The organism is Myroides sp. LoEW2-1, assembly GCF_009767705.1.
GTDB classification, from domain to species: domain Bacteria; phylum Bacteroidota; class Bacteroidia; order Flavobacteriales; family Flavobacteriaceae; genus Flavobacterium; species Flavobacterium album_A.
In genome coordinates this window covers 1-6,823 of the sequence record NZ_WSPP01000290.1, presented here as the reverse complement: position 1 = coordinate 6,823, position 6,823 = coordinate 1, and the positions used below count along the sequence as shown (strand labels likewise).

Here is a 6,823-nt window from a genome sequence, read left to right as displayed (position 1 = left end):
TATTTGAGTATGTGGTTCCTACTAAAGAGAGAAAATCTATACAATATATTGTAAAAAGGAATTCATCAATGTTTAATGTGTTTTTTGAAAAAGACCTATTCGCTTTGAATAGGTCTTTTTTTATCAGCTTTTTACTATCGTTGTTAGACATCTATTCTTTTGTCAAAATTTAAAATCGCTTTAATGCTGTACTGTGTTTATCAAAGCATTTTTTATTCATTAGATGAAAAAAAAAGGCTATTAACACAAGTCGTTAATAGCCTCTATATTTAAAATAAATAGTTTCTATTTAGAGATAGCTCGAGATATTACTATTTTTTGTATTTCTGAAGTACCTTCATAAATTTGAGTAATCTTAGCATCGCGCATCATTCTCTCAACGTGGTATTCGCGAACGTATCCATTTCCACCGTGGATTTGAACAGCTTCGATTGTTGTATCCATCGCTGTTTTTGATGCAAATAATTTAGCCATAGCTCCAGATAAAGAGATGTCCTCTCCTGCATCTTTTTCAGCAGCCGCTTTGAAACAAAGCATTCTTGCAGCACTGATTTGAGTGGCCATATCTGCTAATTTAAATGCTACAGCTTGATGATTGATGATTTCTGTACCAAAAGCCTTGCGTTCTTTTGAGTACTTTAAAGCAAGTTCATACGCTCCTTGAGCAATACCTAAAGCTTGTGATGCAATACCTATACGCCCACCATTAAGTACATTCATTGCAAAAGCAAAACCAAACCCATCTTCACCTATACGGTTTTCTTTTGGTACTTTTACGTCTGTAAACATTAATGAGTGCGTGTCAGAACCGCGAATCCCCATTTTTTGTTCTTTAGCTCCAATTTCAAAGCCAGCCCAACCTTTCTCTACAATAAAAGCATTAATTCCCTTGTGCTTTTTCTCAGGATTAGTATGAGCAATTACAATATAGTAATCAGCAGTACTTCCATTTGTTATCCAGTTTTTAGTACCGTTAAGCAAATAGTAATCTCCCATATCAACAGCGGTTGTTTTTTGAGATGTAGCATCTGATCCTGCTTCTGGTTCTGATAAACAGAATGCTCCTATTACCTGTCCTGAAGCTAAAGGTTTTAAATATTTCTCTTTTTGTTCTTCACTTGCATATTTCTCAAGTCCAGCACAAACTAAAGAGTTATTCACTGACATTACAACAGCAGCTGAAGCATCCACCTTAGCTATTTCTTCCATTGCCAATACATAGGAAACGCTATCAAGTCCACTTCCTCCATATTTTGGGTCAACCATCATTCCTAAGAACCCAAGTTCTCCTAATTTTTTTACTTGTTCTGTAGGGAAGATTTGATGTTCATCTCTTTCAATTACACCTGGTAATAGTTCTGTTTGTGCGAAATCACGAGCAGCTTGTTGAATCATCAACTGCTCTTCTGTTAATTTAAAATCCATCTATAGTTCTTTAATTTTTAGTCCTTAAGTTTTTGTAGTTCTCAAATATATGTGAATTAAATTAATTATTCAATCTACATTATGTAATTTTATCCTATGAAAAGACATCAATACAATATTTTGGGCGTTATGTCAGGTACTTCATTAGATGGAATAGACCTCGCATTTATTCAATTTGACTATGATGTTGACAGACAATGGAAATTCAAAATTTTAGTTGCTGATACAATACCATATTCACAGTCATGGAAGGATCATTTGAGTCAAGCAATTAGCATGAATCAAATGGATATTGAGAAATTAGATGAGCGTTATACTGTTTATTTGGCAAGTGTCATTAGTGGTTTTATAGAGCACAATAATCTTGAGCATATTGACTTGATCTGTTCTCATGGTCATACCATTTTTCATAAACCAGAATTAGGTTATACGCTGCAAATAGGAAACTTACCTATTTTATCTGATTATGTAGGACATGATGTAGTGTGCGATTTCAGAGTACAGGATGTATTGCTTGGAGGGCAAGGGGCACCTTTGGTTCCGATTGGTGATCGCTTATTGTTTTCTGATTTCCAGGCATGTTTGAATTTAGGAGGGTTTGCCAATGTCTCTTTTGAGAATAATCTCAAGTATCGAATCGCTTATGATATATGTCCTGTAAATACAGTATTGAATGACTTAGTAAAATCTTTGGGTAAAGAGTATGACTGTAATGGTGATATAGCTCGACAAGGATCAAGCAATAGTGATTTGTTGAGTGAATTAAACTCAATTGATTTTTATAATCAAGCGCCTCCAAAGTCACTTGGAGTTGAGTTTTTGAAGACTTATGTCAATCCGATAATCAAAAAGTATAATCATTTGAGTATCCCTGATTTATTAGCTACTTACGTCGAACATATTGCTGAACAAATTGTAAAGGGAATTCCCTTATCTGAAGGCGAACGCGTTTTAGTAACAGGTGGTGGAGCTCATAATGCTTTTTTACTTGAGAAAATAAGAGAAAAATCCCCCTTGGTTTTTGAGGTTCCTGCCAAAGAGATTGTGGACTATAAAGAAGCTATTATTTTTGGTTTCTTAGGTGTGCTCAAATGGAGAGATGACGTAAATGTATTAGCAAGTGTAACGGGGGCTAAGTACGATCATTCGTCAGGAAAAGTATATCGTTTCTTTTCCCAACTCGAATAGACGGCAATAGAAGTAAGCTTTGTTGCGTGTAGGTAAGGTGCAATATGTAAAGGGAATGTATAGAAATAGGTTGTTTAGTTGTTTTATTTACAGTTAAGTAAGGGGGACTAACTTTTTTATCCTAAATCTTATATACATAACGAACAAAACATTATATATTTGAACCCTTTTAGAAATGAGTAAATTTGTTAATAATATGTTGTTTTTTGTGATGATTCATATTAAAAAATGCATTAATGCGTTCTATATGAATAACCCAAGCAATAGGTTGTTATAAAAAATTCATAGGAAAGAGTAAACGTAGTTAAATTAAACTTTAATAATTATATGATTCATTTTTTACAAGTGGACACAACTGCAGTAAGTCAAGCTGCTACAGATTTAGTTGAGCAAGGAAGTGAAGTGGCTAAGAAAGAATTAGCACTAAGTGAAATAATATTTAGTGGAGGTATTATAGGTCAATCTATTATGGTCGTGATCTTCATTATGTTATTTATGGCTTTGTATTTATATCTTGAGCGTTTTTTTGCAATTCGCAAGTCAGCTAAAGTGGATGAAGGGTTTATGACTCAAATAAAGTCTTATTTATCACAAGGAAAAATAGATCAAGCAAAATCACTTTGTGCAAATACTGATACACCAGTTGCTCGTTTAGTAGGTAAAGGGTTGTCTCGTATCGGAAGACCTTTACAAGATATTAATACAGCTATAGAGAATACTGGGAAATTAGAAGTGTATAAAATGGAGAAGAATATTAATCTGTTAGCAACATTATCTGGTGCAGGTCCTATGACAGGGTTCTTAGGTACTGTAGTGGGAATGGTAATGGCTTTCCATGAAATGTCAGCTAATGGGTCAGCTCGCATCGATATGAGTGTATTGGCAGAAGGGATATACACGGCTATGATGACTACCGTTTTTGGTCTAATCGTAGGTTTAGTTGCTTATATCGGATATAATCACTTAGTGAGTAAGATTGATAAAATAGTTCATCAGTTGGAAGCAAATGCTGTTGAGTTTTTAGATTTATTAAACGAGCCAGCATAATGAATATTAGAGGGAGAAATAAAGTATCTGCAGAGTTCAATATGTCGTCAATGACCGATATTGTCTTTCTATTATTGATTTTTTTTATGGTAGCAATTACCACTATGACTACGACTAATGCGCTTGATTTAGTATTGCCTAATTCTGATGGAAAGTCTGATTCTGTTGAAACTGTAGCTGTAAGTGTAGATGAGCAGTCTAATTACTTCATTGATCAGGACAAAGTAGCCTTAGAGCAGTTGGAAGAAGGGTTGAAGAACAAGCTCTCGAATCAGGAAGATCCCAATATTGTCTTACACGTAGCTAAGGGGGTACCAGTTGAAGATGCAGTATATGTAATGGATATTGCTTACCGCAATAATTATAAAATTGTATTGGCTGTAGAACCAAAATAGTATGAAAATTTTACAAACAGAAAGTGAGAAAAAAGCTTTTGCAATTACATCAACTGTATTTGTGTTGTTATTGCTTTTGTTTTTCTTTTATAAAATAACGAAACCTACACCAGAACCATATTTGTTAGGAGGAGAGATTGCAATTAATTTTGGCAATAGCGACAAGGGTAAAGGAAATGAACAGCCGAAAGACATAATTGAAATGCAGCCTGAAGTAACTCCTGTGGAAGTAACAGAAGTGGAGGTTTCAGAACCCATCGTTGTGCAAAATACTGTTGAAACTCCTATAGTGAAGAAAGTAGACGAAACTCCTGTTAAGGAAGTTAAAAAAGAAGTGAAGCCGGAGAAAGTACAAGAACCCAAAAAGGAACAAAAACCAAGTCAAACGACTACAGATGCGTTAGCAAGTCTTATAAATGGTCCTAAAACATCAGGAGAAAAGTCTGAGGGGAACGGAACTACAGATCAAAGTGGGGCTCAAGGAAGGTTGGATGGAGATATCTATGCAAATTCTTTTTATGGTAGTGGAAAGGGACAAGGTTCGGGTGGAGGAACAAGTTGGGGACTCAATGGTCGTAGCTTAGCATCAAAAGGGCAAGTAGTGCCAGATTGTAATGAAGTTGGAACAGTAGTTGTCGAGATTCGAGTTGATAAAACTGGGAATGTGGTAGCTGCTAAGTATGCACAGGGAACTACCAATTCTGCTAAGTGTTTGACAGATGCTGCCATAGCAACTGCTAAGACATTTCGTTGGAAGCCGGATGATAAAGCACCTAATATTCAAGTAGGATTTATAGTAATTAATTTCAGAGTAGGGTCTTAGATCCTATTTTTTTATTTTGTTTATGACATATACTGAAACTTTAGAATGGATGTATGTGCAATTGCCAATGTATCAACAAAAGGGAGCAGTTGCTTATAAAGCAGATTTATCAAATACAATTAAGTTGGTCAATCACTTAGGTAATCCACAAGAAAACATTAAAACGATCCACATTGCTGGAACTAATGGAAAGGGGTCTACATCTTCTATGATCGCTTCTATTTTACAAGAGGCAGGATTTAAGGTAGGATTATATACATCTCCTCATTTAAAAGATTTTCGAGAGCGCATTAAAATTAATGGACAAGAAATCACTGAGTCTTTCGTTGTAGATTTTATTGCGCGTAATAAAGTGTTTTTTGAGGAAAATGCTTTAAGCTTTTTTGAAATGACTGTAGGTATGTGCTTCGAGTATTTTAAACAAGAGCAAGTTGATGTGGCTGTGATCGAAGTTGGAATGGGAGGTAGGTTGGATTCTACCAATATTATTTCGCCATTGGTGTCTGTGATCACGAATATAGGCAAAGACCATACTGCTTTTTTAGGAAATACTTTGCAAGAGATAGCAAGGGAAAAAGGGGGAATTATAAAATATCATACTCCCGTAGTTATTGGTGAATATACTGATCAGACTAAACCTGTATTTATAGCCAAAGCACAAGAGGAGGAAGCTGAGATATTCTTTGCACAAGATACTTTTGAGAATAATACGTTGGTGTCAGATTTGAAAGGAGATTATCAAAAAGCAAATATTCGTACAGTTAGACAAACTATAGCTTTATTGAGAAAGAGTTTTAATATAACTCATGACAATGAAGAGCAAGGTTTACTACAGGTAGTTAGAAATACAAATTTATTAGGTCGTTGGCAGATTATTTCAGAAGCTCCCAAAGTAATTGCAGATACTGCACATAACGCCCATGGGTTAAATATTGTTATGAATCAGTTGAAACACGAAGAATACGAGAATTTATTTATTGTTTTTGGAGTGGTAAATGATAAAGATTTGTCTTCAGTACTGCCATTATTGCCAAAAACAGCTAAATACTTTTTTGCAAAGCCAAATATTTCACGTGGATTAAATGCTGACGAATTAAAGGAGCAAGCAAAGGAATATGGTTTGAATGGTGTTGTTTGTAGTTCAGTATTAGATGCTTATGCGAAAGCTAAGATGGAAGCTACTTCGAAGGACTTGATATATGTGGGAGGAAGTACTTTTGTAGTGGCTGAAATTTTGTAAAAAAAAATACAAAAAGCTTGCAAACTAAAAATCACGTCGTATATTTGCACCCGTAATCAACAAAAGGTTACACGTTCTTAAAAAGAAGAAAAATGGGCGATTAGCTCAGCTGGTTCAGAGCACCTCGTTTACACCGAGGGGGTCGGGGGTTCGAATCCCTCATCGCCCACCATTTTTTTTAGACTTATTGGAACACCAAATTATTTAATAATATTTTGGGCGATTAGCTCAGCTGGTTCAGAGCACCTCGTTTACACCGAGGGGGTCGGGGGTTCGAATCCCTCATCGCCCACTATTTTACCGTACAGTAAAAGACCTTAGTTTAAATAACTTTGGGCGATTAGCTCAGCTGGTTCAGAGCACCTCGTTTACACCGAGGGGGTCGGGGGTTCGAATCCCTCATCGCCCACTATTTTACCATACAGTAAAAGACCTTAGTTTAAATAACTTTGGGCGATTAGCTCAGTTGGTTCAGAGCACCTCGTTTACACCGAGGGGGTCGGGGGTTCGAATCCCTCATCGCCCACAGATAAAAGCCGTAGATCAAGTGATCTACGGCTTTTTTTGTTCGTGTATACTTCATTTTGATTTTCTGCATTTTTATGGATCAATCTCAAAAGTTGTGTTTAGGCATAAAGCTTAGTCAATCTGTATAAAAAGAAATCAATATCTCTTACACCTCTAAACTGAGCTCTGAATGCTTTA

The 6,823-nt window shown here is 35.7% G+C and carries 6 protein-coding genes, 4 tRNA genes and 1 pseudogene; 9 read left to right on the top strand and 2 right to left on the bottom strand.

What is annotated here, in order from left to right; translation table 11 throughout:
- Positions 1-285: 285 nt before the first annotated feature.
- Complete coding sequence (locus GOQ24_RS14680; RefSeq protein WP_160340029.1) at positions 286-1,425, bottom strand: acyl-CoA dehydrogenase family protein; 1,140 nt, start codon at positions 1,423-1,425, stop codon at positions 286-288.
- Between the two features lie 96 nt (positions 1,426-1,521).
- Between GOQ24_RS14680 and GOQ24_RS14675 the strand changes: the two genes are divergently transcribed.
- The 9 genes from GOQ24_RS14675 (at position 1,522) to GOQ24_RS14635 (ending at position 6,644) form a co-directional block, all read left to right on the top strand.
- On the top strand, positions 1,522-2,613 hold the full coding sequence (locus tag GOQ24_RS14675; RefSeq protein ID WP_160340028.1) for an anhydro-N-acetylmuramic acid kinase: 1,092 nt from the start codon (positions 1,522-1,524) through the stop codon (positions 2,611-2,613).
- 327 nt (positions 2,614-2,940) lie between these two features.
- Entirely contained in the window at positions 2,941-3,660 is a 720-nt protein-coding gene (locus tag GOQ24_RS14670) for a MotA/TolQ/ExbB proton channel family protein (RefSeq protein WP_160340027.1), read from the top strand.
- Positions 3,660-4,055, top strand: coding sequence for an ExbD/TolR family protein (locus GOQ24_RS14665; RefSeq protein ID WP_155093161.1), 396 nt, complete (start codon positions 3,660-3,662; stop codon positions 4,053-4,055). The genes GOQ24_RS14670 and GOQ24_RS14665 overlap by 1 nt, the downstream gene beginning before the upstream one ends.
- Before the next feature lies 1 nt (position 4,056).
- On the top strand, positions 4,057-4,878 hold the full coding sequence (locus GOQ24_RS14660) for an energy transducer TonB (RefSeq protein ID WP_160340026.1): 822 nt from the start codon (positions 4,057-4,059) through the stop codon (positions 4,876-4,878).
- Positions 4,879-4,900: 22 nt separating this feature from the next.
- On the top strand, positions 4,901-6,118 hold the full coding sequence (locus GOQ24_RS14655; RefSeq protein WP_160340025.1) for a bifunctional folylpolyglutamate synthase/dihydrofolate synthase: 1,218 nt from the start codon (positions 4,901-4,903) through the stop codon (positions 6,116-6,118).
- A 94-nt stretch (positions 6,119-6,212) separates the two neighbouring features.
- A tRNA-Val gene (locus GOQ24_RS14650) sits at positions 6,213-6,290 on the top strand.
- 45 nt (positions 6,291-6,335) lie between these two features.
- Positions 6,336-6,410 (top strand) — tRNA-Val (locus GOQ24_RS14645).
- 42 nt (positions 6,411-6,452) lie between these two features.
- Positions 6,453-6,527 (top strand) — tRNA-Val (locus GOQ24_RS14640).
- A gap of 42 nt (positions 6,528-6,569) precedes the next feature.
- Positions 6,570-6,644 (top strand) — tRNA-Val (locus GOQ24_RS14635).
- A gap of 100 nt (positions 6,645-6,744) precedes the next feature.
- Here the strand turns inward: GOQ24_RS14635 and GOQ24_RS16855 are convergent.
- Positions 6,745-6,823, bottom strand: a pseudogene (locus GOQ24_RS16855) (transposase); the annotation flags it as partial.